Raw genomic sequence first — 26,506 nt, 5'->3', positions numbered from 1 at the left:
TAACTCGCATAATAAGGTCATTAAAGCATAACTCAATTTTTATGACTGAATCTATTGACCAGTATCAGCAACGGATTGCCGCCATTGACTGGATGCGAGGGATTGTCATGATCTTGATGGCACTGGATCATGCCTCTGGATTTTTTAATGATGGCCGGATATTTGCTGACTCTGTATTGCTCTATGAAAATGGAAGCATATTTGCAAATGATCAATTTCTAACTCGCTGGGTAACGCATATTTGCGCCCCAACATTTGTTTTTCTGACGGGTGTTTCTATTGCAATCAGTCATGCTCAGCGGTTACGACAGGGTATATCACAAACAATAATTGATCGTGAATTATGGGTACGCGGCGTCTTTATCGCTATGCTGGATATCTGTGTACTGTCGTTGGCTTCTGGAAAACCGGTGTTGCAGGTACTGTATGCCATAGGTATCAGCATGATACTGATGGTATGGTTGCGTCGCTTGAGTGCATGGGTGGTTTTGATTATGGCGCTTGCTATTTTAATCGGCGGCGAATTACTGCTTATGGCGCTATGGCAGCCCGGTGGTGATGTGCCGTTGTGGTTGGCTTTGACATTCGCCCCGATTTTTACTGACACATATTCTGTTTTGTATCCTGCAATACCCTGGCTGGCCATGATGATGCTGGGTTGGGTGTTTGGTGATTGGCTCATGTCAAAACCATTTGATCAACTACCCGTTAAACGCTTTCTCGTTGTAAGTGGTTTCATTGCCTTGGTGTCATTTATTTTGATTCGCGAGTTGGATGGTTACGGCAACATGTTTATGATGCTCGAGGGAAATTCCATAGTGCAATGGTTGCATGTCAGCAAATATCCGCCCAGTTTGTCTTATGCCTTGTTGGAACTTGGGTTAATGGCTGTTATATTGGCTGTTTTAATGTGGTTGGAGCCTACTGCGGATGTAAGTCGCAACGGACCTGTCTTGGTGTTTGGACAAACAGCTTTGTTCTTTTATCTTGCTCATTTTGGTGTTTTGGCGCTTTTAAGGCTCGTATTTGAACGAGGCGGATTGGAAATGGCTTATCTCATGGCTTTACTTGCTTTGCTGATTCTTTATCCGTTTTGCCGGATTTATCGTACATTCAAGTGGCAAAATCCGCATAGTTTGTTGCGTTTTATATGAGTCTGGGTTTAGACTGCTAATAGACCGTATCGTTATAAAGCCAATGTCATGGCAATTAAAAAGATTTTGATCGTAGATGACTCGCCCACCGAGCGGCATATACTCGCTAAAATATTAACCAGGAACAGTTATCACGTGATTATGGCTGAGAATGGTGAACAGGCGCTTGCCAAGGCACGAGAGGATAAACCGGATCTTGTTTTGATGGATGTTGTGATGCCTGGTATCAATGGATTTCAGGCGACCCGATTATTTTTAAAGGATCGGTCTGTACGGGATATCCCGATTATCATCTGTAGTACGAAAGGACAGGAAATTGACAGAATCTGGGGGTTGCGTCAGGGGGCACGGGATTATGTTGTCAAACCTGTTGATGCTGAAGAACTGTTACAAAAAATCTCCCAATTAAGCTAGACAATGCAATGGATATTAAAGAAAAACAGGAAGGTGCACTCAATATAAAAGAAGCAAAAGATACCGGCACTACTGAAATGCCTGCAATGTCTGCCACTGTACTTGGACTATCGATTGGTGATGATCGTTATCTGGTTCATATGAAGGAAATCAGCGAAGTGATCCAAGTGCCGGAAATTGTGTCGGTACCATTAACGCAATCCTGGTTTCTGGGTATTATTAATGTGCACGGCAATCTTTATGGCATAACCGATCTTGGTGTGTATCTGGGTGCCGAACCTGAACCATTTGGCTTAAAATCCCGTATCCTGCTGGTTTCATCCAATTATAAAATTAACAGCGGATTCATCGTGCGTAACATACTCGGTATCAGAAATTTATCTGAATTTGCACTTGATCAGACAGCTGATACCAAATTACCAACCGGTGTTTCGCATGTCTACAACGATAAAGAAAGCAGACAATGGTACGAACTTGATCTGCGTATTTTCATTCGGGAAAAGCGGTTCCTGGAAATTTCCCGCTGATCAGTTTTACTGATTGCGATAGTATAGGTTAGCGTAATCAATATCTTTAATTTATTTATCAATTGAACCGGACGATGCCAATTTCTCAATCCAATGCTCGGGATAAAGCTAAAATTCTGGCCGAAGCGCTGCCATATATTCAACGTTTTCATGGTAAAACCATCGTCATTAAGTATGGCGGCAATGCGATGGTTGAAGAAAATCTCAAACAGGGTTTTGCACGTGATGTTGTGTTGCTGAAAGTGGTTGGTATGAATCCGGTGATTATCCATGGCGGTGGTCCACAGATTGATCAAATGTTAAAACGCGTTGGCAAACAAGGTGAGTTTATTCAGGGCATGCGCGTCACAGATGCGGAAACCATGGACGTGGTGGAAATGGTACTCGGAGGATCAGTTAATAAAGACATCGTTAATTTGATCAATCGCCACGGTGGTAAGGCTGTTGGTTTGACGGGCAAGGACGGTTCTTTTATTCGCGCAAAAAAAATGCTTGTCAAAGACCGTGAAAAAATCGGTGAATGGATCAGTATTGGCCAGGTGGGTGAGATTGAACATGTTGATCCCTCGCTTATTGCGTTACTCGATAGTCAGGATTTCATTCCGGTCATAGCACCCATCGGTGTGGGCGAAAATGGTGAATCCTATAATATCAATGCTGATCTTGTGGCGGGAAAACTGGCAGAGATACTGCGCGCTGAGAAACTGATTCTGCTGACCAATACACCCGGTGTACTGGATAAAGCCGGACAATTACTGACGGGTTTGACGGCACAAAGAGTTGACGAATTGTTTGCAGACGGCACCATTTCCGGAGGTATGCTCCCCAAAATCGGTTCCGCATTGGAGGCGGTAAAAAAAGGTGTTAAATCCTGCCATATTATAGATGGTCGTGTTGAGCATGCACTGTTGCTGGAAATTCTCACAGATCAAGGCGTAGGTACTTTGATCAGGGACCAGTAATTCCAGTAACTTTAACAATTAAGCCAAGATGTGTGCAAAATTAACATAATGCTGCGTCACAAGGTGTCGCGGTGCGTCGGTAAAATCCTTAGTGCTGCAACGTGGTGCCGGATTATTCTGTGAACGCCTGATGGGTGAGCTTATCAATGCCACTGACCGTGTTAGGCTTCTTGCCAAGGGTCATTTTTGCCGCTGAAACTTGCTTCGCCAGTAACGCTGAGAACCTAACTGGATGCATCATTGCCCAATTAATGGAGCCTAGCGTTTATCAATCGATGGTTTTCTGGATAATTGTTTTTCTACTGCATTCAGGATGCCCCGTAAAATATTGACCTCTTTTTTTTCAAGCCGGATACGAGAGAACAGTCTGCGTATGCGCTGCATTATTTTTTTGGGTTTTTGAGGGTCAAGAAAGTCAGTCTGGATCATCACTTGCTCGAGGTGTTGATAAAAAAACTCAATATCATTAAACGATGCCGGTGCCTTCTGAAGATATACGGGTTGTTTCGCATACAGCATCTTTATCTCCGACATCGCCATAAGTAATTCATATCCCATAATCTGTACAGCACTGGCCAGGTTAAGCGATGAGTAATCGGGGTTTGTTGGAATGAAAATCGTCATTTGACACTTACTGACTTCAGCTGTAGTTAATCCAGATGTTTCCGCGCCAAAAACCAGTGCCACCGGATGGCTCTGTGCATGTTCAAGTAAAATTCTGGCACCTTCACGTGCATCATGGGTTTCGTGTGGAAACTCACGTGACCGCGTGGTTAAAGCAGCGGCGAGCACTGTATTTTGCAATGCTTCATCAATGCACTCGCAAACGTAGGCTTGATTGAGTAAGTCTCTGGCGCTGACCGCACGATCATCGGCTTCCCTATCTGGAAAGGATTTGGGATTGACTAAATACAAAGATTGCAAGCCCATGGTTTTCATGGCACGTGCAGTCGCTCCAATATTGCCGGCGTGACTGGTATGGCTGAGTACGATGCGTACGTTGTTCAGTGGAGAAGATGGGACCATTGTGGATTAAGAAGTGATTGTCGGCAAGCTATTATTGTTTTCTTGGATTCGTATTTTATGTGTGAGCAATGAATATGTGATTTCTGAAATTTGTGTTTTGTTGTTACTTGATTGACTGAGCCGTCAATAGTTTATTGTATTGACATGTCAAGGCTTTAACAATCTACTTAATTTCAATAGTTAATCAATATCGCCATTCTCTGAAAGAAAAAAACAATTAGTTTAGGTTAATTGCGTATCTGAAGCGAATGCTATAAGAATAACATATTGAAAGAAAAGATAATGATAATGCGTATTGTATACGCCCTCCAAATAGCGGGATGAAACCTTGTCTTTTTCCTACAATGAATGTAGCCCGATACACTGATAATCCGTATGTGGGAATCGGGAGGTGTGATGGCTGAAGATAGTGACCTGGAGCGTACTGAAGAAGCGACGCCCCAGCGCATTCAAAAAGCGCGGGAAGATGGACAGATTGCGCGCTCACAGGAATTAACAACATTTACTTTATTGCTAACGGCAGCCGCAGGTCTGGTCTTTATGGGCAATAATTTGATGGAGAAACTGTTAAACATCATGCGCGAAGGCATACAGATGGAGCGGGATTTGGCGTTCCATACTGACTTGATGTTGAATCGCTTTTATCAACTGGCTGTGGAAAGTCTTTGGACTTTGGCGCCACTATTGGTTTTGTTGATTATCGCAGCATTTTTTGCTCCGATGCTGCTCAGCGGCTGGTTGTTCAGTTCCAAAGCACTGATGCCGGATTTTAAACGGATAAATCCGATTTCTGGGTTTGGCCGGATTTTTTCTGCGCATGGCCTAACCGAGTTATTTAAAGCCATCGCCAAGACACTGGTTGTCGGCAGTGTGGCGACACTGGTTATTTGGGGCAATAAAGAAGCTGTGTTGGCATTGATCGCCATACCGGTTAATTCCGGTATTACGCGCACTGGTGAATTGTTGGTGCTGAGTTTTCTTTTGATTACGGGTGCAATGATTCTGATTGTGGCAATAGATGTGCCTTTTCAGCTTTGGAGCCATGCCAAGAAATTACGAATGACAAAAGAAGAAATTCGCAGAGAGTCCAAGGAAAGTGAAGGTGACCCCCTGGTCAAGGGGCGTATTCGCAGCTTGCAGCGTGAAGCAGCACGCCGAAGGATGATGTCTGAAGTCCCTGAAGCGGATGTGATTGTAACTAACCCGACGCATTATGCCGTTGCGCTGCAGTATAAAGATTCGATGAGAGCGCCAAAGGTGGTTGCCAAGGGCGTGCATTTATTGGCTGCGCGTATACGCGAATTAGGCGAAGAACATCATGTGCCTATTCTTGAAGCGCCACCACTTGCACGGGCGCTTTACCATCATGCGGATCTGGATGCCGAGATACCTGAAAAGCTGTATACAGCTGTTGCAGAAGTATTGGCTTATGTCTTTCATTTGAAGCGTCATCAGGATTATGGCGGGGATGTGCCTGATCCGCTGGGTGAAATAGCAGTACCGCAAGAACTGGAAATACCTTCGTCTGATAATTGAGAATAAGCGAGGGATTCGGTGTTTTTATTGAGCGATACCATTATCAATTTTTGATGTAATTTAAACATTATGAATAACACGTTGACATTTTCTGGCTTAATGGCTGGAAATAACCTTAAAGCGCTGGCCGGGCCAATTTTGATCATCATGATCCTAGGCATGATGGTGCTTCCCTTGCCGCCATTTATTCTGGATGTTTTATTTACATTCAATATTGCGCTGGCCATTATTGTTTTGATGGTGAGTCTGTATACAAAAAACCCATTGGAATTCGCAGTTTTTCCAACAGTTTTGCTGATAACGACATTGTTGCGATTGTCCTTAAATGTTGCATCAACCCGGGTAGTTTTGTTGGAGGGTCACACTGGTCCTGACGCTGCAGGAAAAGTGATTGAAGCTTTTGGGCATTTCCTTGTTGGCGGTAATTATGCCGTTGGTCTGGTTGTTTTTATTATTCTGGTGGTGATCAATTTTGTTGTGATTACCAAAGGTGCCGGCCGCATTGCGGAAGTCAGTGCACGTTTTACCCTTGATGCAATGCCAGGCAAACAAATGGCAATAGATGCAGACTTGAATGCGGGCCTTATCGGTGAGGAAGAGGCGCGTAATCGCCGCGCCACTATTTCCAAAGAAGCAGATTTTTTTGGCTCGATGGATGGTGCTAGCAAGTTTGTGCGTGGTGATGCGATTGCAGGTGTCATGGTGATGTTAATTACCATTATCGGCGGATTGGTAGTAGGGATGCTGCAACATAATCTTGATTTGGATACGGCCGCTCGTAATTATACATTGCTGACAATTGGGGATGGCCTTGTCGCACAAATTCCAGCGCTGGTTATTTCTACGGCTGCCGGTCTTGTGGTCAGTCGCGTCACGACGGATGAAGATCTGGGCGAGCAGGTGCTGGGTCAACTGTTTAATCAACCCCAGGTGTTAATCATAACGGCCAGTATTCTGGGTGTCATGGGTCTCGTACCTGGTATGCCGCATTTTGTATTTTTGTTGCTGGCTGGTGCGTTGGGGTTGGGTGCCTATTTTATGATGGCGAGAGCCGCGACTAAAGAAGACGAGCAAAATGATGCAGAAGATGTGCCTGTTGTAGAACAGCAGGATGCAAGCTGGAATGATGTGACACCAATAGATACTCTGGGTCTGGAGGTGGGATATCGTCTTATTCCCCTCGTTGATAAAGCGCAGCAGGGTGATTTGCTCAAACGAATTAATGGTATTCGTCGTAAATTCGCGCAGGATATTGGTTTCTTGCCTCCGGTAGTGCATATTCGTGACAATTTGGAGCTACGTCCCAACGCATATCAAATTACTTTGAAAGGCTCTGTGATCGGGCAGGGCGAATCTTACAACGGAATGTATCTGGCTATTAATCCAGGTAGAGTAACTATGACGCTACCCGGTACAGCGACCAGCGATCCCGCATTCGGTCTGCCCGCGGTGTGGATTGAAGCCTCACTTAAAGAACAGGCGCAAACAAATGGGTATACCGTGGTTGATGCAAGTACCGTTGTCACAACCCATATCAACCATTTGATTCATTCACATGCTTCCGAACTTCTAGGTAGGCAAGAGCTTCAGCAGCTATTGGACCATTTAAGTTCGAAAACTCCTAAGTTGATCGAAGATCTGGTACCTAAGTTACTGCCACTTTCAGCTGTACAAAAAATTCTACAGAACCTGTTGGTGGAAAATGTGCATATACGCGATATGCGTACCATTATTGATGTGCTGACTGAACATGCGACAAATACACAGGATACAGCACAATTGACGGCGTTAGTGCGAACTGCGCTGGGGCGTGCCATTGTTGAGCAGTTTTTTCCCGCAGGTTCAGAATTACAAGTCATGGGTCTGCATCATGAGCTGGAAAATATTTTAATGCAAGTTGTGCAGGCTGGAGGAAAGGAAGGTGGAGGTATTGAACCGGGGTTGGCGGATATGTTGCTGAAAGAAACCAGTGCTACCGCCAATCATCAGGAGAAATTGGGATTGCCGGTTGTGTTGCTGGTGCCGAGCGCGATACGCAATTTGCTTTCTCATTTTTTGCGTAGAGCGGTGCCGAATCTTAGGGTGCTTTCTCATTCTGAAATACCTGAAACCAGAAAAATTAAAATCACTTCCATCATTGGGGGTAAACAATGAAAGTAAAACGCTATGTAGCTGCAACGTCAAGAGAAGCGCTGCGCAAGGTTAAGGAAGATCTTGGATCCGAGGCTATTATTTTATCGAATAGACAGACTATGGCTGGTGTTGAAATCATGGCTCTAGCGGATACGGATATGTCAAGCCTGGTTGATACACATCTCCCCGGTCGTCTGCCTGAGCAGAAAAATAACGAAGCAGATCTTCGAAATACTGAACCCACTCATAATGCACCAATTTATGCCGCGGAGCTTCCATCGCTTAATACCGGGAAGCAATTGGTTGATCGAATCCCAGAAAATGTTGTATCTGAGGAATTTGTACGTAATCTGATGGGTGAGATTCATGCCATGAAAAGTACGTTCGAAGAGCAATTGGCGACTGTAGCATGGGGAAATACTACGCAGCGCAATCCGGAAAAAATGAAGATTCTGCGTAGATTGTTAGATGCTGGATTTAGTCCCTTATTGTCGCGCCGTTTGGTTGATAAGCTATCGGAAGGTTTGGGTTATGCACAAAGTATGAAACAGGCAATAGCTGCATTGGAGTTTAATTTACATACTGCCTTTAATGATGAAATGATCGAAAAGGGAGGAGTGTATGCGTTGGTTGGTGCGACCGGAGTCGGTAAAACCACCACAATCGCTAAACTGGCGGCACGCTGTGTAGTCAGACATGGCGCCGACAAAGTAGTTTTACTGACGACGGATAGTTACAGAATTGGCGGACATGAGCAGTTACGTATCTATGGCCGATTATTAGGGGTGTCCGTCAAAAATATTCAAGATGCGGATGATTTGCAGTTAACCTTATCGGAGCTTAGAAACAAGCATATTGTCCTGATTGACATGGTGGGGATGAGCCATCGCGATCAAATGGTGGCTGAGCAGATCACAATGTTGAACAGCGCAAGTAAAGACATAAAAAAAATTCTGGTAATGAGCGCGGCCTCAAGTGATAGAACTTTGGATGAAATTATTACCGCTTATCGGAAGCATGGCATTGATGGCTGCATTATTACCAAGTTGGATGAAGCCGCAAGCCTGGGCGTGGCATTGGACGCGGTAATACGGCGTAAGTTGGTGCTGCACTATGTAACTAACGGTCAAAAAGTACCGGAGGATATTCATTCGGCAAATCCGCGATATTTACTTCACCGAATTTTCACTGCAAAACCCAGTGATTCCGCATTCACACTTCAAGATGCAGAATTTGCATTGGTTATGGCTAGAAATAATAGCGCGAATGAGCCTGACTCAAAAATGTATGCTGGAGCTGGTCATGACTAAATTTTTACATAACCAGGCAACTGGTTTGAGTGATCTTGTGTCCTTGCAAACAAATACTTCTGCGCGCGTAATAACTGTTACAGGTGGGACAAAAGGTGTAGGCAAAACAACGGTGTCGGTTAATCTTGCTTCGGCATTAGCGAGAAGCGGTAAGCGGGTATTGCTAATTGATGAGAATGCATGTCCTAACAATATTAGTTCCAGGCTTGGGTTAAAAGCGCGTTTTGATCTGATGCATGTTATCAATCAGGACAAAAAACTGGATCAGGTGATTTTGCGGGGGCCAGAAAATATATTTGTATTGTCTGCGCTAAGAGGTATTCATGCCCTGCCTAAACTTGATGTGACCGATCAACAAAAGCTTATTAAGTGCTTTAGTCAACTTACCGAATCAATTGATGTAATTTTGATTGATGCTGCTATGGGTGGTGAAACGCATGTGTTACCGCTGAGCCTTGCATCAGAGCAAGTACTGGTCGTGGTGTCAGGCTCAAAAACTTCGTTAATGGGTGCTTATGCACTCATAAAAATGATGAGTAAGGAATATGCTAAAAAACATTTTCTGATTTTTGTCAATAAAACTGACACCGGACTTGCTTCGCAGACAGTTTTTGAAGATTTTTCTCGTGTTGCGCGAACATATCTTTCCGTATCACTTGAATTCGCGGGCTTTACTCAGAGGGATGAAAAAATAAATCAGGCAAGTCGACTCTGCTTGCCAGTACTTGATGCGTTTCCGATATCCCAGGCTGGTGACAACTTCAAGCATCTTGCTGAAAATGTATTGTATTCGTCTTGTAAGGATTATTTTGACGGGGCTGTCGATGGATTTATGCAGCGTCTCATTCACAAAAGTCATCTCAGTATGGCTAATTATACGGCCTAATAAATATGTATACAGAGACTGGAATTAAAAATAAAGAAAACTTTGTTGATGAGTTTGCGCCATTGGTGAAACGCATTGCGTATCATATGATGGCCAAGCTTCCTGCCAGTGTGCAAGTAGATGATCTCATACAAGCTGGCATGATTGGCCTTCTGGATGCAATTAATCGCTATGAAGGTTCGTATGGGCGGCAGTTTGAGAGTTATGCAGCGCAGCGCATACGTGGTTCTATTCTGGACGAGTTGCGAGATGCGGATTGGTTGCCGCGCAGCATACGAAAAAAAATGCGGCAGATTGAAGCCGCAGTGAATATGCTTGAGCAACGAAATGGTTGCGCACCTAGTGAACAGGATCTTGCTGAGGAATTGCAAATATCGTTGGATGAATATCATGCAACACTGCAAAGTGCACGGGGTGCGCAGCTTATTTACTATGAAGACTTTCAACAGGATGATGAAGAACCTTTTCTGGATCGGTTATTCATTGATGAAGGCGGTAATCCATTAAATGCATTAGTTGATGAAAGTCTCAGAAAGTTGTTAGTTCAGGCAATTGAGAATTTGCCTCCACGCGAAAAAATGGTGATGGGTATGCACTATGAGCAGGAGATGAATTTGAGGGAAATTGGTGAAGTGATGGGTGTCAGTGAATCGCGCGTTTGTCAATTACACACCCAAGCAATCGCACGTTTGCGTAGTCGGTTAAGAAATCTTTGAGGGTAGATCAAACTTTCGTGGAAGGTGACGGGGATTTGTGATGAGTGATAGGGCTAAAATTGATTTTAACAGTATCGCCGGAGTGAGCCTGGCATTGGCAGCGATTATGGGCGGGCAACTACTTGAAGGCGGCCATCTTGGTGCGCTTATACAGTTTGCTGCTTTTTTTATTGTAGTGGGTGGTACCGTAGGCGCCGTTTTGCTGCAGAGCCCCGTTAAGATTCTGATGAACGGAGTGAAAATGTCAAAATGGATTATTTTCCCCCCAGAAAAAGCTTCTCAGGTTTTGATCAGGCAATTGGTTGGTTGGTCGTATCTTGCACGCAAGGACGGTTTTTTGGTGCTTGAAACCCATGCCGAATCAGCAACTGATCCACTTACAAAGAAAGGCCTGCAGTTACTTGCCGATGGCAGTAAACCGGATAAGTTACGCGAAATATTGGAAATTGAGGTTGATGCAGAAGTCTCTTATCAACGCCAATCTGCAAAAATATGGGAAGCAGCGGGGGGTTATGCGCCAACTATTGGTATTCTTGGTGCAGTACTCGGTTTGATTCATGTTATGGAAAATTTGTCCGAGCCCAGTCTTCTCGGCAGCGGTATTGCGGTGGCGTTTGTTGCCACAATTTATGGCGTAGGTTTGGCGAATTTGTTTTTTCTGCCAATTGCAAACAAACTAAAAAGTATCATAAATGAGCAGGTTGTTATGCGTGAAATGCTTATAGATGGCTTGGTTGCGATTGCTGATGGTGAAAATCCACGGCTGATTGAAAATCGTTTGATGAGCTATTGTGTGGATGAAAGATAGGATTTGAATATGTTGATATCTAACGTATTGAGTACAGGTAATGGTTAGAAAAAAAAATTACAGTGAAGAAGAAACGCACGACAACCATGAGCGTTGGCTGGTTTCTTATGCAGATTTTATAACATTGCTATTTGCATTTTTTGTAGTTATGTACGCTGTTTCTTCGATAAACGAAGGGAAGTATAAAGTACTGAGCGGTTCTTTAGTAAATGCATTCAAAAGTACAACAATTAATTCAGATACAGCTCCACAAGATACCTTGTTACCAAAGATAAAGAATGAACCGCGGCATGAAAGTGTTTTTAAAGTTGTTGAAGCGAAAAAAATACAACGTGTTCAAAAGCAGGAAAAAATGCAATCAATGGCAAAAAACATATTGCAGGTATTGGGACCACTGGTTAGTAATGGAAAAGTCAGAGTGACACAAACCAGTTTAGGCATCACCGTAGAAATTAATGCAAGTGTCCTTTTTTCTCCTGGGGAAGCAATGTTGTCTGATCATTCAATTGAAACACTACAGGCCGTGGCGCATGTAATTAAGGATCATGATCACGAAATTCATGTAGAGGGACACACCGATAATATGCCTATCCATACCATTTTTTTTCCATCTAACTGGGAATTGTCGACGGCACGGGCAAGCAGTGTGATCAGACTATTTATAGAAAATGGCGTTAACAGGCAGAGATTGACAGCAATCGGATATGGCGAAAATAGACCAGTGGATAGCAATGATACAATTGATGGAAGAATGCGTAATCGAAGGGTGGCCATCATGATTATGTCTAACGAACCTGATAAGATTACTGAAATTCCTGTTGCCCTGAACTGATTACCCCAGCAACTTGGAAATGACGGAAGCAGTGCTTACAGGCGGTACGGTTCGTCGGAATTCCATGCATGGTTTGGCTTCGTTAATAATCGCTCAAACTGATCAGCTGATACCGGTTTGCTGTAGTAGTAGCCCTGTGCTTCATCACAACCTTGTTCGCGCAAAAAAGTGAGTTGCTCTTTTGTCTCTACGCCTTCAGCAATAGTCTGTAGACCAAGACTTTTAGACATGCTGATAATCGCAGCAACGATCGCTTTATCTTCCATGTCTGTAGTGATGTCGTGCACAAATGTCCGGTCAATTTTGAGTTTATATGCTTTGAATTTTTTTAAATAGTTCAGTGATGAATAGCCTGTGCCAAAATCATCTATAGACATGTAAATGCCGAGTTCATGTAGATTGTTCATCACCGTAATTGCGCCCAGTGGGTCATGCATTGCTACCCCCTCGGTCAACTCCAGTTCCAGATGTTCAGGCGCTAACTGCTCTTCGGTAACAATGCGTGTGACCATGTCAAGCAAACTGGAGTGACGAAATTGCACTGCCGATAAATTAACTGCGATGATGATCGGCGGGTGGCCCTTATTAATCCAGTGCTTTAGCTGTCTTACAGCCGAACGCAAAACCCATTCACCAATCGGTAAAATAACTCCGGAGTCTTCCGCGACGGGTATGAATTCAGCCGGTGATACATTTCCCAGTACTGGATGGTGCCATCGGAGTAAGGCTTCGGCGCCGATGATATGTCCATTTTTTATGGAAACCTGGGGTTGGTAATATATCTGGAATTGATCATTCTCCAATGCATGGCGTAAAGCACTGACTAATTGTAGATTGCGTGTTGCCTGCGCCTGCATTTCCGTAGTAAAGAATCGATAGCCGTTACGGCCTTCTTGTTTTGCTCGATACATGGCGATATCGGCATTTTTTGATAGCGTTTCCACATCTGTACCGTCATCAGGGTAGAGGGCGATACCGATGGATGCGGTCACGATCAGGTCATAGCGTTCGTTTGTGTAAGGTTCGGAAATAATACGCAGTATTTTCTGAGCAACTTGCGCAGCGCCGCGTGCATCGTTACCGGGTAGCAATAAAATAAATTCATCACCACCCAAGCGGGATGCTGTATCGTCCTCACGCAAAGCCATTTTCAAGCGTTTAGAAACTTCTATCAGAAATGCATCACCGACAGTATGTCCAAGCGTGTCATTGATATCCTTGAAACGGTCAATATCGAGGAACATCAGTGCCAGACGTCCACTGCTGCGTTTTGTCAGATTCAGGGCATAATTTAAATGATTGTCTAATTGAGCGCGATTGGGCAGGCCCGTAAGGGAATCAAAATTCGCCAGGTATTTGATGCGTGCTTCGTTGCGTTTTCGTTCGGTGATGTCTCGTGTAATACCAAGCAGTGTGGAAACTTCGCCATGCTCGTCACGCATCGGGGCTGCATGAGTTTCAAGCCAGCGTTTTGTGCCGTTTAGTCCTAGTACCTCAAACTCTAAAGTTTCGTTGCTTCCACTCATTACGCGCTGATGCAGGGCTGTAAAAGCATCGCGGTATTTGGGAAGAAGGAATTCAATAAGATCATGTTGTTTCGCAATTTCTAAAGAGCCTACTTCGAGCATCGCCAGGCCTGCAGCATTCATCTCGAGCAGTTTGCCATTTTTGTCGACAACTTTTACACACTCCGGCTCTGTTTCAATAATAGTCCGTAAATGTTGCTCACTTTGCCGCAATGCTTCTACGGATTGTGTGCGTTCCTTCTCGAGTGCATAATTATTTAATGCAAAACTGATGTCCGATGCCATTTCGATTACCAGTTTCTGAATTGCATCATCGAAAGAATGTGCATCACCGCTAAACAAATTGAAAACACCTACGATTGCTCCCTGGCAATACAAAGGTAGAGAGACAAGTGCTCTCCAACCGCATGTCTCTGCGTATTCATGCCAGGGTGCGGTCGCTGAGTTATGCATAAAATCGTGACACCATATGGCTCTTTTCTCGCGGACTGCGATCCCGGGCATGCTATATCCGTCAATAGAACGGGCATCTATTGGAAAGTCGGTTTCGTGCAGGTGTGCTATGCCGGTGCCGAACGAAGCGACCGGCTTAATTAGCTTTTCCGCTTCGTCAATCATCCCGATCCAGGCCATCTTCATGCCGCCGAATTTTACTGCGTCGCGACAGATCTGAGGTAATAATTCAGCTGCACTGTTGCAGCGTACGATCGCCTGGTTACATTGACTGAGTGCCGCGTAGAGCTGCGTGAGTTGCTTAAGTCGAAATTCGGTGATTTTTCGTTCAGTGATGTCGCGAAATATACACAGCAAGTTGTTGTCTGGCATTGTGGCTGCGATGACATCTACCGAAAATTGTGAACCATCCTTACGCTGGAACTGCCACTCCCGTTGATTACTTATCTTGACTTTGATTGTCCCTGAAGTGGAGTCGGTATGCACCTCCTTCGTTTGTCCAATGATATTTTCTGTATGCAGGCAAATCAATTCATCACGGCTATAGCCCAACATCCGGCATGCACTTGTATTGACGTCGAGGCAGATGCCCTGATTATCCACTACCATGATGCCATCAGGCGCATTCTCGAAGAGTGAACGATAACGCGTCTCACTCTGGCGCAGTACTTTCTCGACTCTGTGCCGGTTGATCGCAATAGCGGCGATATGTGTGGCGGCGTCAATAAGACTCAGATGTTCCGGTTTAGGTAGACCGGGCTGGCGGTAGTACATTGCAAAAGTTCCGACTACTTGTTTATGAGCGTCAAAGATGGGTGTCGACCAGCAGGCGCGTAATCTGTGTGACAGCGCAGTCGTTTTGAAAGGCGCCCAAAGTGGATCGGTTGCAATGTCTTCGACAAAAACTGCTTTTTTGCGATAAGCGGCGGTGCCGCATGATCCGACAACGGGACCAATAGATAGACCATCAACCGTTGCAATGTATTCTTCAGGAAGGCTCGGTGCCGCGCCATGGCGAAAATGAACACCGTCTTCATCGAGCAGAAGAATAGAGCCCATCATTCCGGGGGCCTGATTTTCTATAATTTGAACCAGTGTTGTGAGCGTTACTGACATCGGAACTCCGCAGGCAATCATCTCCAGTATGCGTTTTTGTTCACCGAGCAGTATTTCAGCATGTTTGCGTTGTGTGATGTCATAAGCGATGCCTAGTATCTGGCTCACATGCCCTTTTTCATCACGCGCAAAAGTCGTTTCATGGCTGACCAGCCAATGCCAATCTCCTTGTTTGTCCAGAATGCGATATTCAATCGAGCGCGTCTCTCCGTCTAAAGCCTCTCGCCATGCAGCGTGGCTTGCAGTAATGCCGGATAGATCATCCGGGTGGAAAACCCCGGTTAACTCTTTTCTTATTGCCTGGGTTTCTTCGACCGTATAGCCAAGAATTGCGTGCCATTGCTGATTGACATATATATTCTTTTGTTCAAGCAGATCAAAAATATAAAGCATGCCAGGTTCAGTGTTCAGAATCTTTTCAAACATATGGTTTCGATTCTGTAGTTCTGGCGTAAAATTGTTGCGCATGCTGATGTCACGGGCATTCAGGAGAATGACACGTTTACCTTTGTGAATGATTGGATGTGTATAGACCTCTACCGGAAATACGCTGCCGTCCTTGCAGCGATGCCGCCATTCGGATATTTTTTTGGATTTTAGAAACTTGCTGAATTTGACTGCTGACTGACCCTCTATGTTTTGATCAGTCAGATTAGAAATATTCATTTTCTTTATTTCTTTGAGGCTGTAGCCATAACGTTGTACAGCGGTCCGATTTGCAATTAGAAGGCGGCCCTTCGTATCAACGATAAAAATAGCATCCAGGTTTGTACCGAAAATTGTTCGGTAATTTATATCGGTTAATCCTGAAATATTTGCTTTCATGTGCGTTTTCTCGAACGTCTCATAAATGATATGTTGTCAATGAATCAAGTATTCCATCCAGTACAATGATCGCAATTTCGTTTCCAAAAGTCCAATGCTTGCCATGTGTCTGAATAGCAATGTCATCGGACACAGAAAACCTCGATTATCCCACTGATGCATCAGATAAAAATTTAGGAATGTGTGGACTCATAATTAATACGATAAGCTCAGGTGTCCTGTTTATGTTTTTTAGTATCGTAATAACCCATCTACATTAGTACTAGGTCGATGGAGCACTTAATGAGTAAATCTATGGTGCATTCAATGAATTAAAGTAAGTGAGCATGCATGCTAAACTTTAAAAATCGTCTTTGTGGTGACGATCATTTGAGTTGCAACGCTGAGAGATTATTTTTAAGCGGAAACAGCGAGCATGCTTTTGTGTTGTCCTGAAATAAAAAAACCGCCTTGACAGGCGGTTTTGTTTACCTCAGATAGGCGAGGTTAGTTGTTGGCTATTAAAATTTAAAATTAGTGGCCTGGTTTGCCGCCACCACCATATGGACGAGGATCGGCACCTTCTGCGAGACAGTTGCCATTGCCATCGATTCCAAATTCACATTCCTGATCTACCATGTTTGGATCACCCATATCAGCGCTGTCAAACAATCCGCCGCAACCAGATAAGACTAATGCAAGTAATGCTGCTAAAAATACTGAAAATTTCATTGCTTCTCCTAATATTTATCTAATATTTATTTGTTGAATAAATAAATTAAAACTAGTTGTTATTATTATTGATATTTCATACAAGATTTAATAAAACAGCCAGTTTTGGAGTATATACTGAAACAAACCGAACTTACAAGAATGATCAGCATTCTTTCACGGGAAGCATCGAAACAATTATAAAACAAATTTTATGTTGGTCTAAACCGTCAACAGCGTGCGGGTTGTTCAGTTCGTTTTTTCTCGTTTATTTTGCAGTAAACCAAAGCCGAGCAATGCCATTGCAATGGAAACCAGTGGATTTAGCAAATTCAGCAATGCATAGGGCGCATATTCCAATGTTGCTATGCCGAGTGTGGCGGCATAAAAAGTACCCGTGGTCGTCCAGGGGATTAGCGCAGTTGTCAGTGTGGCACCTTCCTCTACGGAACGTGACAGCACAGCCCTATCCATACCTTTCTCCACATACGAATCTTTAAATAGCTGGCAATTCAGGATTATGGATATATAGGCCTCACCCATGGCGATATTGCTGGCAAAACCTGCAGCAATGGTGGTTGCAATCAAAGTGCTGATACGTTTGACATGTACAATGATATTTACCAGCAAAACGCGCAGGAACCCGGCATGATGTAATATGCCGCCTAATGCGAGCGCCATAATCGACAACATTAATGTCCATGCCATACTATATATGCCGCCGCGCCCGAGTAGTGCATCAATATTTTCAATGCCAGTTGTGCCATCTGTATTCAGCCAGAGGGTGTTCAGCACAGCAATGCCATTTTTCTCCTGGTAAAAGACGGCGATCAGCATGGCGAGTAAAATACTCATGGACATACTGACCTCCGGCGCATACCGTTTGATACTCAGGCCGAACATCAGAATTAACGGTAACAAGGTAATAAACGGGTTCAGATGATAAGTGTTCGCCAATGCAAGCCTGATTTCTTCAATATGCACGCTGGGCAATACGTTGTCGGTATACTGCCTGCCGAGCAGGATAAACAGACAAAGCACAATTATGAATGTCGGCGTAGTGGTGTAAAGCATGGAATGAATGTGGCGATAGAGATGGGTGTCGGCACTCATGGCCGCCAGGTTCGTGGTATCGGATATCGGTGACAGTTTGTCGCCGAATGTGGCGCCTGAAATAATCATGCCGGCCACAATTGGCAAGGGGATGCCCATCGTTTCACCGATACCCATCAGAACGACACCGACAGTGCCGACGGTTCCCCACGAGGTGCCTGTTGCTATAGACATAAAACTGCATAAAACCAGTCCGACGGGGAGAAAAATCATCGGGTTCAACAAGTCAATTCCGAAATAAAGCAAACTTGCGATGGTGCCGCTTTGCATATAACTGGCGATGATCATGCCGATCAGCATAAAGATATAAATAGCGGGCAGTGCTTTGCTGATGCCTTGATTCATCATATCCCGAATGGCAATAAAGGTATGTCCCAGCCAAAGTGCCTGGATGGTAACCCAGATCAATGCAAGAAAAATGATTGTGTGCAGGCTGACTTCAAAAATGAACAGGCCCGTTGAAATCATTGAAAAAACGCCTAGAAAGCAAATAGCGGCATGAATTAATGAAGGCAGGCGCTTGTCAGCTAGCAGTGCATTTAACTGTGTTTCGCTATCAGGTGTTTTTTTGGGGGCCATTAATTTTGTTTCTTATTGATCATTTTTATCAAAGAGGGCGGCATATTTGCCGTAGCCTGCTGTATGCAAGTTGTCCTTTTGTATGAATCGCAATGATGCAGAATTAATGCAATAACGCAGCCCGGTTGGTGGCGGGCCATCGTTAAACACATGTCCCAGATGACTGTCCGCATAACGACTTCGAACCTCTGTGCGTGGGGCCAATAACTTCAAATCGCTTTTTAACTGGATAAATTGCGCATCAATCGGCTGGTAAAAACTTGGCCAGCCGGTACCTGAATCAAATTTATGGATAGATGCAAACAACGGTTCACCTGAAACAATGTCCACATAAATTCCCGCCTCCTTGTTGTTCCAGAATTCATTTTGAAACGGTGGTTCAGTAGCTGCTTTTTGCGTGACCTGGTACTGCAAAGTGGTGAGTGTCTGTTTGAGTTCAGATGTGTCTTTTTCGAAATCCGTGTAAATTTTGGTCATAATGCGTTGTTTTGTCTTTTATGAATTAATGGTTGTAAGTTTGTTGGTTTTAATGGCAAGATTATGTCAGACTAATATTCATTTATTGTAGTGTTTCTATCCGAACTTTTGATAGTAATGTTGCGCCTCGATTGTTTTCAATTCTTATGAACATACAAAAGATTAAATTTTTATCCATTGCGGTCGGGTTAATTTTCCTGTTGAATGCAAAGATTCTTTTCGCGTCTTCTATCTGTGGTGATTTGTGGCATCCAAATGGGCCGTTTGATTATACGGATCCGAATATTACGCACACGTTAAAAATGGTGGAGGCACATCATTTTACCAGACAAGTTGAGCAGTTGATTGGGGGTGAGTCAACTGCATTTATTGGAGGTGACCTGGCTTTTATTTTGGCAGTTTTTCCGAATCATCATCGTGCATTAAATGCAATGAGCAGGCTGTCACTAAGAGATAAAACACCCAAGCCGGAAGGCGCACGTTATTCAGCGTTGTGCTATTTTGACCGGGCTGTTCGTTTTAAGCCAAACGATGCCATGGTGCGCAGTATTTATAGTAACCATCTCCTTAGAATCAACAAAGTAGATTTGGCCTTGGAACAATTGCTGTTCGCTGTAGATATTGAACCGGAAAATCCAACGATCCACTACAATCTGGGACTTCTTTATTTGAAGAAGAAAGACTATGATAAAGCGGTTTATTTTGCAAAAAAAGCTTATGCACAAGATTTTCCATTGCCAGGACTCAAAAAACAATTAATAGCGCTGGGTAAATGGCGGTAACGAAGCTTAGTAACTGCGACTACTTGTTAATTGATGGTTTATAGATTCATGGCGAGCTGGTTAGCGAGTTGTCATTAAACTTCTGATTTGGACAAAATTATGACGGCGTGGGTGATTATAACTAATTGAAGACAAGGTTAATATAGCGGTTGTCGCACTTGTAAAATTTTTTTGCAAATATACTTTCACCCGTAAAGGAGAAACCTGTACAGTGCCTGAGCATGAAATCAATAGCGCACTATTGCATAATATTGAAAATATTCATAAAACTCTGACAAAAGACATTGCTGCAATTGATTCCGGGCTGTTAAAAGAATTTCCCATTGAAGTTTATATAGAATTTTTTGATCGTATTGCTCCCTTTCATGGGTATCGCTATATTTCTGACGAGATAGTGTCGTATTGTCAAGGAATTGCTTTGAAATCTGGGAAGCATAGTCTTGATTTATACCATAGACTCGTGCTTGTCTCATTAATAAATAGCTACAGGGATAGAAAAAAGCAACAGAGAATTCCTGCATCTATACAAAGGCTGATACTGCAGGAATTTGATCGCGTCATAAAGGGTGTTCAAAAAAATCGCGAAGGTTTTTATTTTCATGAGAATGATTTATTTGCAAAAGATCTTGGCTTATGTCGATTGAAACTGCTTCCTTGCGGTTCCGAGCTTGTTGATCTCCAGTCGGGTATCCCCAGGCGCACACTTTTACAAGGAGGAATTTCTCAGTTTTTGAGCGCTGCTTTCTTTTTTATTGCAAAAACAAAGGGTTTTAAACCATATTATGAGAGTCATTGGGATCGCAGGCTGATAAAATTCTTTTCAGAGAATGAATATAACTTCTGCTATGCGCGTATTGCTGATTTGTTGAGAAATAATCCGGAAATTTCGGGCATGTTCAGTGCAAGTTGGTGGTTTGATCCCCAGTTAGAAATAATTTCTCCCGAGTTAGCATTTTTGCGTACTGTGCCAGAAGACAATGGCGCAAAAATATTTCGAATCGGGACGGATCCTTATGCAGTTTCTGATGCGATTAAATTCTCGAGTAAGAGAAAGGAACTGTACGATTCAGGCCGCTACCGGCCGCAGGTATATCTGCTTGTCTGGTCAAGAAAAGATATGTTGCACTGGGCAATGCATTTTAACGCGGAAATGGATTAAACTTCCTATCTTAAACTGCGTGAACACACGATCATTTAATACGGTTGATTTTAGCCGGAATAAAACTTGCCGTTTATCTGTAGTGGTTTTGCAGTGGTTGTAAGTTTTCGATTAAATTAATGGTGATTCGTGAAATTAGCCAAGAAAAATAGTGTAAAGATTGATCGCTGGTATGGTGTGCAAAATGAAGGGTATAATCATTCGTGTCGTAACTTACTGTGATCTTTGCCACCCATGAAATTTGTTTCCTATACGCACTTTACCGAATTACCCCCACGTTACGATTCCTTTTTTGAGCGACAAAAGCAAATCAGCCTCTATCTCACTAGATATTGGTTCGAAAATTTGTTGAATACTTCTTTTGCCACAACTGATCAATGTCGTATTTTTGTTGTTGAGGATGACGAAAATTGTCAAGCGTTGTTAATGCTGGTGGCGCGTGAGCCGGCTAGTCAGAATGGCTCAGTATATGCTCAATGGAATCTCAAAGAAGGTTCCTTGGCAAGTTTGACGAATTTTCAAAGTAGTTATTACGCACCCTTGACTGCTGACCTGAGCGAAGCCGACCTTGTTGCCGCAAGCCGGTGTTTGGCGCATGGCATAGCTGTGGAGTTTAAGTCCTGTTATTTTATTGATTTGAATCTCATGGATCCTCAGTCCAGGATATATGAAAGCCTTGCGGTGGCATTTGAAACAGAAGGTTTTCGTACTCATCGCTATTTCTATAAAGGGAATTGGTTTGAAAATTTGAATGCACTTACTTTTGCAGATTATCTGTCCAGTCGCGATAAATCATCACAAAAAGCGCTGAAGAATTTTCAACGCAAACTAAGAAAATTTACCAAAGAAGATCGTATGAGCGTCAAGATAATGACGGGTGAAAATGATCTTCCGCAAATCCTGGATGCATATCGTGTTATTTACGATCTGAGTTGGAAAGAGTCTGATTTTTATCCAAAATTTGCTGAAGGACTATTGGTGGCGTGTGCGTATCAAAAGAGTTTGCGTTTTTGTCTCGTGAATGTTGACGGAAAGCCTGCCGCCCTTGAATTTGCTGTGGTCTGTGGATCTAGAGCAATTATGATTCGGACGGCATACGTAGGTGATTTTCAGAAACTTTCAGTTGGTTCTATCGCAATTCTAACTATGATTGAACATCTGATTAATGTTGATCATGTCCGCAGTATTGATTTTGGTGTTGATGATGACGCATATAAGGAAATATGGGTGCAGAATCGCCGTGAACGCTGGGGGCTGACTTTTATTCGTCCTGAGGGTTTGAAAGGGCGCATAGTTATGCTAAAGCTGGGTTTTCGAAAACTTGATCACTGGATGCGTAACATTGTCAAGTCGTTTGTCAGGCGTAAACCATCGAATTGAAATGTGTGATGAGTAAGTTTACTCAGAAGCTGCTAAATACTGGATTAGATGTGGTGAAGCCCGAAATTATCGAGGTGCTGCCGCATGATACTAAAGCTTTTACCCAGGGTCTGGCATTTTCACAGGGCATGTTATACGAAAGCACGGGCACAGATGATGCTTCCAGTTTACGCCGCCTTGATCCCGGTACAGGTAAAATTGAATCGTTGAAAGCGCTATCTGGCCACTGGGGAGAGGGCATAGCGATTCAAGAAGGACGTATTGTTCAACTTACGTGGCAATCAGGTGTTGCAATTGTGTATGACCTTGCAGATTTTTCTAAACTTGACGAATGGTCGTTCGCAGGTGAGGGATGGGGGCTGACTGCAATTGATGATGGTTATGTAATGACGAATGGTGGCAGTGAATTAATATTCCGTAATCAGAATTTTGATTTAATCAAAACTGTTATGGTTCGGCGTAAATGGTTGCCATTGCGTTGGCTCAACGACTTGGAATATGCTCGTGATCGCTTGTTGGTTCATCGGCTCGGGGACAGGTTTCTCTATGAAATAGAACTCGTAAATGGAACCATTGCAAGGCTTATTGATGGTTCAGAACTCATTCAGCTTGCAAAACCGCAAGGTGCTGATAATGTGTTTAATGGGGTCGCGTATGATAAAGCAACCGATACATTCTTTCTAACAGGAAAGCGTTGGCCATTATTGTTTAAAGTTCGAATCTCGCCATAAAAGTACTCGGGCTTTAGGTGCTACAGGCCTGACTGCGGTGATAGATGAGGCGCTCGAAGAGCTTGGATTAAGTATGCATCGGATACTGGAAACAGGTTTTATTTGCAACTATCATGAATATAGTTGCGCATGATGGGCTTTGAAAATTAAATATGAAACAGACAATTTTGTTTATTGCAAAAATTTTAGGATTATTTGAAATAGCAAGTTGGCTTACAAGAAACCGAATTAGAATACTGGGTTATCACGGGATATGGTTTTTAGATGACCACTTTGGGAATTTTTTATATATGGATCCCGAAAAATTCCACGCGCGCATGTCATGGCTGGAGCAATCAAAGTATTCAATTATATCGCTTGGCAAAGCAGTTGATGATCTTCGGCAAAGGAAGACGACTCCCTACTCCGTAGTGATTACGATCGATGATGGTTGGTACGGCACGTATAAATATATGCTGCCTGTTTTAGAACAGAAATCTTTTCCTGCAACATTGTATGTATATACGGAAGCCGTTGAATCACAAAAACCTTTGTTCCACATATTAATCTCTGCAATTTTCCAATTAAGCAACAAAGCAATATTAAAAACTGATTCAATCAATATGGATTCAAACATTTGTGTTGATATCAGTAGTGCCTCAAAAAAACAAGAGGCTTTGTCAGATGTTCTGATGAAATTACATACGCTTGATAGCTTTCAGGCAGAAGAATTTTGTCGTGACATTACTGTTGCACTTGGTTTTGACTATGAATCTATTCTTGAATCGCGTCAGTTCGGTCTGATGTCATTCGACGAAATACAAAAAGCAGATCAGCGAGGTTTAGATATTCAGTTGCATACACATACGCATCATGTCGATATTGATGCACCTGAAAAAATTGTTGATGAAATTTCAATCAACAGGAAGAAACTTGAGTCATATGTAACTTCATCACTGGTACATTTCTGTTATCCAAGTGGCGTTCATAGTCCTGAAGTGCGGCGTTATCTAAAAGCTAATGCCGTTGTTTCAGGAACGCTATGCGACACCGGCTTGGTAACATCTGAGACAAATTTGTTCGAATTGAACAGGATTTTAGATGGCCAGCAGGTTTCTCAATTGGAATTTGAGGGAGAAATGTCAGGATTCCTGGAATTGACTCGAGAGATAAGAAATAAATTTAAGCGTTTGTTTGCTTAACAGGGTGGGGTAATTTTTTGTCAGATTGTTTCGAGATCCTGTTTAGGTAGATAGAAGGTACTTTATATTCAACTAACGTTGTAACGCTTAGCATTGATGCTGGTTGTTTTCCACCCGCTATTTCTAACATGATGACTTGTTTCGGTAACATGGTTGAGGACAAATTGGCTTTATTAACAATCGGATGGTATAATACTGCCCCCATCGGCATCGTCTTAACAGCACATTTCTGAGGAATTATTTTTTATGTCTCGCCCTATTCGTAATATCGCCATTATCGCGCACGTTGATCATGGCAAAACCACGCTGGTTGATAAACTTTTACACCAGGCCGGCACATTTGCATCGCATCAGCAGGTATCCGAACGCGTCATGGATTCAAACGATATCGAAAAAGAACGCGGTATTACTATTTTGTCCAAAAATTGCGCCATTGATTATGAGGGTATCCATATCAATATTGTAGATACACCGGGGCACGCGGATTTTGGCGGAGAAGTGGAGCGTGTGTTGTCGATGGTGGATGGAGTGTTGTTGCTGGTCGACGCGGTTGAGGGGCCGATGCCGCAAACGCGTTTTGTCACCAAAAAAGCACTGGCACTGGGGCTGTGCCCTATTGTCGTGGTAAACAAGATTGACCGGCCAGGTGCGCGTCCTGATTGGGTGGTCGATCAAACATTTGATTTATTCGATAAATTGGGCGCAAATGACAAACAGCTTGATTTTTCGGTTGTGTACGCGTCCGCTCTGAATGGTTACGCGTCGCTGGATTATAATCAACCCAGTGACGATATGCGTCCGTTATTTGAAACAATTGTCAAACAAGTTCATGCGCCTGAGGGTAATCCAGACGAACCGTTACAGCTACAGATCAGTACGCTGGATTACTCCAGTTTTGTAGGGCGTATCGGTGTCGGACGTATTCGACGCGGCAAGTTGAAGCCCGGTCAGGAGGTAATGGTGATGACGGGTGATAAGTTAGCTAAAAAGAAAGTAAATCAGGTGCTCTGTTTCCGGGGTCTTGAGCGCGAACAAATGCGAGAGGCGCTTGCCGGTGACATTGTATTGATAAATGGTATAGAAGAACTCAGTATCGGGACCACTCTGGCTGACGTTGATCGTCCTGAAGCTTTGCCAATCAGTATGGTTGATGAGCCGACGCTGACGATGACATTTCAGGTTAATACTTCGCCTTTTGCCGGGCAGGAAGGTAAGTTTGTTACCAGCCGTCAGTTGCGCGAACGGATTGAAAAGGAATTGTTGACTAATGTGGCTCTACGCATGGAGGAAACCAGCGATACCGATTCATTTCTGGTTTCCGGACGCGGTGAATTGCACTTGACTATTTTATTGGAAAATATGCGCCGTGAAGGTTATGAACTGGCGGTATCGCGCCCCAGTGTTGTGGTGCGCGAAATTAACGGTGAAAAATGTGAACCGTTTGAAATGCTGACGGTTGATGTAGAGGACACCAGCCAGGGCACTGTAATGGAAGCATTGGGGGCGCGGCGTGGTGATCTGCTGGATATGGTTTCGGATGGAAAAGGGCGGGTACGGCTGGATTATCGTATCCCGGCGCGTGGTTTGATCGGTTTTCAGTCGGAATTCCTGACCATGACCCGCGGTACTGGTCTGATCAGTCATGTATTTGATGAATTCGCGCCAATGCGCTCAGACATTCCACCGCGGAGGAACGGGGTGTTGATTTCGGGGGAACACGGCGAAGCGGTTGCGTATGCTTTATGGAAGTTGCAAGAACGTGGCCGTATGTTTGTAAGCCCGGGAGACCGGTTATATGAGGGTATGGTAATCGGTATTCACAGCCGGGATAATGATCTGGTTGTCAATCCTATCAAAGGTAAGCAGCTGACGAACTTCCGTGCATCCGGTACGGATGAAGCTGTTACGCTGACACCACCGATACAACTGACATTGGAGTCAGCTATTGAGTTTATTGCGGATGATGAATTGGTTGAAATCACACCTAAGACCATACGTATCCGTAAGCGCCTGCTGTTAGAACATGAGCGTAAGCGTGCTTCGCGTGTGGCGGCGTGAGTCGATCGGTTCTTCATATGAGCTGTTAAAAAATTGTTAGAATAGAGACATGTAGCATATAAGCCCTTGTCAGTTCAAGTTTTTGATCTTGACAAGCCAACTACTCAAGGGCAAAATGCTGCCTCTTGTCTT

22 protein-coding genes are annotated in these 26,506 nt (G+C 43.6%); 17 read left to right on the top strand and 5 right to left on the bottom strand.

Annotation, left to right across the window (positions count from 1 at the left end; translation table 11 throughout):
* Nucleotides 1-41: 41 nt before the first annotated feature.
* The 4 genes from C8R11_RS05330 to argB all read left to right on the top strand — a co-directional run bounded on the left by C8R11_RS05330 (nt 42) and on the right by argB (nt 3,057).
* On the top strand, nt 42-1,154 hold the full coding sequence (locus C8R11_RS05330; protein WP_107794791.1) for an acetyltransferase domain-containing protein: 1,113 nt from the start codon (nt 42-44) through the stop codon (nt 1,152-1,154).
* Nucleotides 1,155-1,202: 48 nt separating this feature from the next.
* A complete protein-coding gene (locus tag C8R11_RS05325) occupies nt 1,203-1,568 on the top strand; it encodes a response regulator (protein WP_107794790.1) in 366 nt (121 codons plus the stop codon).
* Between the two features lie 8 nt (nt 1,569-1,576).
* A complete protein-coding gene (locus C8R11_RS05320; RefSeq protein WP_107794789.1) occupies nt 1,577-2,095 on the top strand; it encodes a chemotaxis protein CheW in 519 nt (172 codons plus the stop codon).
* Nucleotides 2,096-2,169: 74 nt separating this feature from the next.
* Entirely contained in the window at nt 2,170-3,057 is an 888-nt protein-coding gene (gene argB / locus C8R11_RS05315; protein ID WP_090699534.1) for an acetylglutamate kinase, read from the top strand.
* A 258-nt stretch (nt 3,058-3,315) separates the two neighbouring features.
* Here the strand turns inward: argB and C8R11_RS05310 are convergent, their stop codons facing one another.
* Nucleotides 3,316-4,083 carry an RNA methyltransferase gene (locus C8R11_RS05310; protein ID WP_107794788.1) on the bottom strand — a complete coding sequence of 256 codons (768 nt, stop codon included), beginning with the start codon at nt 4,081-4,083 and terminating at the stop codon, nt 3,316-3,318.
* A 396-nt stretch (nt 4,084-4,479) separates the two neighbouring features.
* Here C8R11_RS05310 and flhB point away from each other — a divergent pair, with 396 nt between their 5' ends.
* The 7 genes from flhB (at nt 4,480) to motD (ending at nt 12,304) form a co-directional block, all read left to right on the top strand.
* On the top strand, nt 4,480-5,619 hold the full coding sequence (flhB, locus tag C8R11_RS05305) for a flagellar biosynthesis protein FlhB (RefSeq protein ID WP_090699623.1): 1,140 nt from the start codon (nt 4,480-4,482) through the stop codon (nt 5,617-5,619).
* A gap of 69 nt (nt 5,620-5,688) precedes the next feature.
* Entirely contained in the window at nt 5,689-7,773 is a 2,085-nt protein-coding gene (flhA, locus tag C8R11_RS05300) for a flagellar biosynthesis protein FlhA (protein WP_107794787.1), read from the top strand.
* A complete protein-coding gene (gene flhF / locus C8R11_RS05295; RefSeq protein ID WP_107794786.1) occupies nt 7,770-9,062 on the top strand; it encodes a flagellar biosynthesis GTPase FlhF in 1,293 nt (430 codons plus the stop codon). The genes flhA and flhF overlap by 4 nt, the downstream gene beginning before the upstream one ends.
* On the top strand, nt 9,055-9,948 hold the full coding sequence (locus C8R11_RS05290) for an AAA family ATPase (protein ID WP_107794785.1): 894 nt from the start codon (nt 9,055-9,057) through the stop codon (nt 9,946-9,948). The genes flhF and C8R11_RS05290 overlap by 8 nt, the downstream gene beginning before the upstream one ends.
* Before the next feature lie 5 nt (nt 9,949-9,953).
* Nucleotides 9,954-10,664, top strand: coding sequence for an RNA polymerase sigma factor FliA (locus C8R11_RS05285; RefSeq protein ID WP_090699522.1), 711 nt, complete (start codon nt 9,954-9,956; stop codon nt 10,662-10,664).
* A 40-nt stretch (nt 10,665-10,704) separates the two neighbouring features.
* The gene (locus C8R11_RS05280) at nt 10,705-11,472 is read left to right on the top strand and encodes a flagellar motor protein (protein ID WP_219908544.1); all 768 of its coding nucleotides are present in this window, start codon (nt 10,705-10,707) and stop codon (nt 11,470-11,472) included.
* A 40-nt stretch (nt 11,473-11,512) separates the two neighbouring features.
* Nucleotides 11,513-12,304, top strand: coding sequence for a flagellar motor protein MotD (gene motD / locus C8R11_RS05275; RefSeq protein ID WP_107794784.1), 792 nt, complete (start codon nt 11,513-11,515; stop codon nt 12,302-12,304).
* Between the two features lie 35 nt (nt 12,305-12,339).
* Here the strand turns inward: motD and C8R11_RS05270 are convergent, their stop codons facing one another.
* The 4 genes from C8R11_RS05270 to msrB form a co-directional block, all read right to left on the bottom strand.
* The gene (locus C8R11_RS05270; RefSeq protein ID WP_107794783.1) at nt 12,340-16,224 is read right to left on the bottom strand and encodes an EAL domain-containing protein; all 3,885 of its coding nucleotides are present in this window, start codon (nt 16,222-16,224) and stop codon (nt 12,340-12,342) included.
* Between the two features lie 513 nt (nt 16,225-16,737).
* Entirely contained in the window at nt 16,738-16,935 is a 198-nt protein-coding gene (locus C8R11_RS05265) for a hypothetical protein (RefSeq protein ID WP_107794782.1), read from the bottom strand.
* Nucleotides 16,936-17,163: 228 nt separating this feature from the next.
* Complete coding sequence (gene nhaC, locus C8R11_RS05260; RefSeq protein ID WP_107794781.1) at nt 17,164-18,606, bottom strand: Na+/H+ antiporter NhaC; 1,443 nt, start codon at nt 18,604-18,606, stop codon at nt 17,164-17,166.
* Between the two features lie 12 nt (nt 18,607-18,618).
* A complete protein-coding gene (gene msrB / locus C8R11_RS05255; RefSeq protein ID WP_107794780.1) occupies nt 18,619-19,083 on the bottom strand; it encodes a peptide-methionine (R)-S-oxide reductase MsrB in 465 nt (154 codons plus the stop codon).
* Nucleotides 19,084-19,229: 146 nt separating this feature from the next.
* Here msrB and C8R11_RS05250 point away from each other — a divergent pair, with 146 nt between their 5' ends.
* The 6 genes from C8R11_RS05250 to typA all read left to right on the top strand — a co-directional run bounded on the left by C8R11_RS05250 (nt 19,230) and on the right by typA (nt 26,374).
* The gene (locus tag C8R11_RS05250) at nt 19,230-19,865 is read left to right on the top strand and encodes a tetratricopeptide repeat protein (protein WP_244907551.1); all 636 of its coding nucleotides are present in this window, start codon (nt 19,230-19,232) and stop codon (nt 19,863-19,865) included.
* 241 nt (nt 19,866-20,106) lie between these two features.
* Nucleotides 20,107-21,024, top strand: coding sequence for a hypothetical protein (locus tag C8R11_RS05245; RefSeq protein WP_146159079.1), 918 nt, complete (start codon nt 20,107-20,109; stop codon nt 21,022-21,024).
* A 234-nt stretch (nt 21,025-21,258) separates the two neighbouring features.
* Complete coding sequence (locus C8R11_RS05240; protein ID WP_107794778.1) at nt 21,259-22,404, top strand: GNAT family N-acetyltransferase; 1,146 nt, start codon at nt 21,259-21,261, stop codon at nt 22,402-22,404.
* An 8-nt stretch (nt 22,405-22,412) separates the two neighbouring features.
* Nucleotides 22,413-23,135 (top strand): glutaminyl-peptide cyclotransferase, encoded by a 723-nt coding sequence (locus C8R11_RS05235; protein WP_107794777.1) that lies wholly within the window; start codon nt 22,413-22,415, stop codon nt 23,133-23,135.
* Nucleotides 23,136-23,287: 152 nt separating this feature from the next.
* Nucleotides 23,288-24,316, top strand: coding sequence for a polysaccharide deacetylase family protein (locus tag C8R11_RS05230; RefSeq protein WP_107794776.1), 1,029 nt, complete (start codon nt 23,288-23,290; stop codon nt 24,314-24,316).
* A 246-nt stretch (nt 24,317-24,562) separates the two neighbouring features.
* A complete protein-coding gene (typA, locus tag C8R11_RS05225; RefSeq protein ID WP_107794775.1) occupies nt 24,563-26,374 on the top strand; it encodes a translational GTPase TypA in 1,812 nt (603 codons plus the stop codon).
* The last annotated feature ends 132 nt before the right edge of the window (nt 26,375-26,506 follow it).

Origin of the sequence: Nitrosomonas aestuarii (assembly GCF_003046585.1) — a bacterium.
Classification (GTDB): Bacteria; Pseudomonadota; Gammaproteobacteria; order Burkholderiales; family Nitrosomonadaceae; genus Nitrosomonas; species Nitrosomonas aestuarii.
Note: the sequence above shows the minus strand (reverse complement) of the source record. Positions and strands in the feature narration are given on the sequence as shown.

Coding starts and splice junctions, on each gene's coding strand:
- C8R11_RS05330 (WP_107794791.1), top strand. CDS start 42: ATGACTGAATCTATTGACCAGTATCAGCAACGGATTGCCGCCATTGAC.
- C8R11_RS05325 (WP_107794790.1), top strand. CDS start 1,203: ATGGCAATTAAAAAGATTTTGATCGTAGATGACTCGCCCACCGAGCGG.
- C8R11_RS05320 (WP_107794789.1), top strand. CDS start 1,577: ATGGATATTAAAGAAAAACAGGAAGGTGCACTCAATATAAAAGAAGCA.
- argB (WP_090699534.1), top strand. CDS start 2,170: ATGCCAATTTCTCAATCCAATGCTCGGGATAAAGCTAAAATTCTGGCC.
- C8R11_RS05310 (WP_107794788.1), bottom strand. CDS start 4,083: ATGGTCCCATCTTCTCCACTGAACAACGTACGCATCGTACTCAGCCAT.
- flhB (WP_090699623.1), top strand. CDS start 4,480: ATGGCTGAAGATAGTGACCTGGAGCGTACTGAAGAAGCGACGCCCCAG.
- flhA (WP_107794787.1), top strand. CDS start 5,689: ATGAATAACACGTTGACATTTTCTGGCTTAATGGCTGGAAATAACCTT.
- flhF (WP_107794786.1), top strand. CDS start 7,770: ATGAAAGTAAAACGCTATGTAGCTGCAACGTCAAGAGAAGCGCTGCGC.
- C8R11_RS05290 (WP_107794785.1), top strand. CDS start 9,055: ATGACTAAATTTTTACATAACCAGGCAACTGGTTTGAGTGATCTTGTG.
- C8R11_RS05285 (WP_090699522.1), top strand. CDS start 9,954: ATGTATACAGAGACTGGAATTAAAAATAAAGAAAACTTTGTTGATGAG.
- C8R11_RS05280 (WP_219908544.1), top strand. CDS start 10,705: ATGAGTGATAGGGCTAAAATTGATTTTAACAGTATCGCCGGAGTGAGC.
- motD (WP_107794784.1), top strand. CDS start 11,513: ATGGTTAGAAAAAAAAATTACAGTGAAGAAGAAACGCACGACAACCAT.
- C8R11_RS05270 (WP_107794783.1), bottom strand. CDS start 16,224: ATGAAAGCAAATATTTCAGGATTAACCGATATAAATTACCGAACAATT.
- C8R11_RS05265 (WP_107794782.1), bottom strand. CDS start 16,935: ATGAAATTTTCAGTATTTTTAGCAGCATTACTTGCATTAGTCTTATCT.
- nhaC (WP_107794781.1), bottom strand. CDS start 18,606: ATGGCCCCCAAAAAAACACCTGATAGCGAAACACAGTTAAATGCACTG.
- msrB (WP_107794780.1), bottom strand. CDS start 19,083: ATGACCAAAATTTACACGGATTTCGAAAAAGACACATCTGAACTCAAA.
- C8R11_RS05250 (WP_244907551.1), top strand. CDS start 19,230: ATGAACATACAAAAGATTAAATTTTTATCCATTGCGGTCGGGTTAATT.
- C8R11_RS05240 (WP_107794778.1), top strand. CDS start 21,259: ATGAAATTTGTTTCCTATACGCACTTTACCGAATTACCCCCACGTTAC.
- C8R11_RS05235 (WP_107794777.1), top strand. CDS start 22,413: ATGAGTAAGTTTACTCAGAAGCTGCTAAATACTGGATTAGATGTGGTG.
- C8R11_RS05230 (WP_107794776.1), top strand. CDS start 23,288: ATGAAACAGACAATTTTGTTTATTGCAAAAATTTTAGGATTATTTGAA.
- typA (WP_107794775.1), top strand. CDS start 24,563: ATGTCTCGCCCTATTCGTAATATCGCCATTATCGCGCACGTTGATCAT.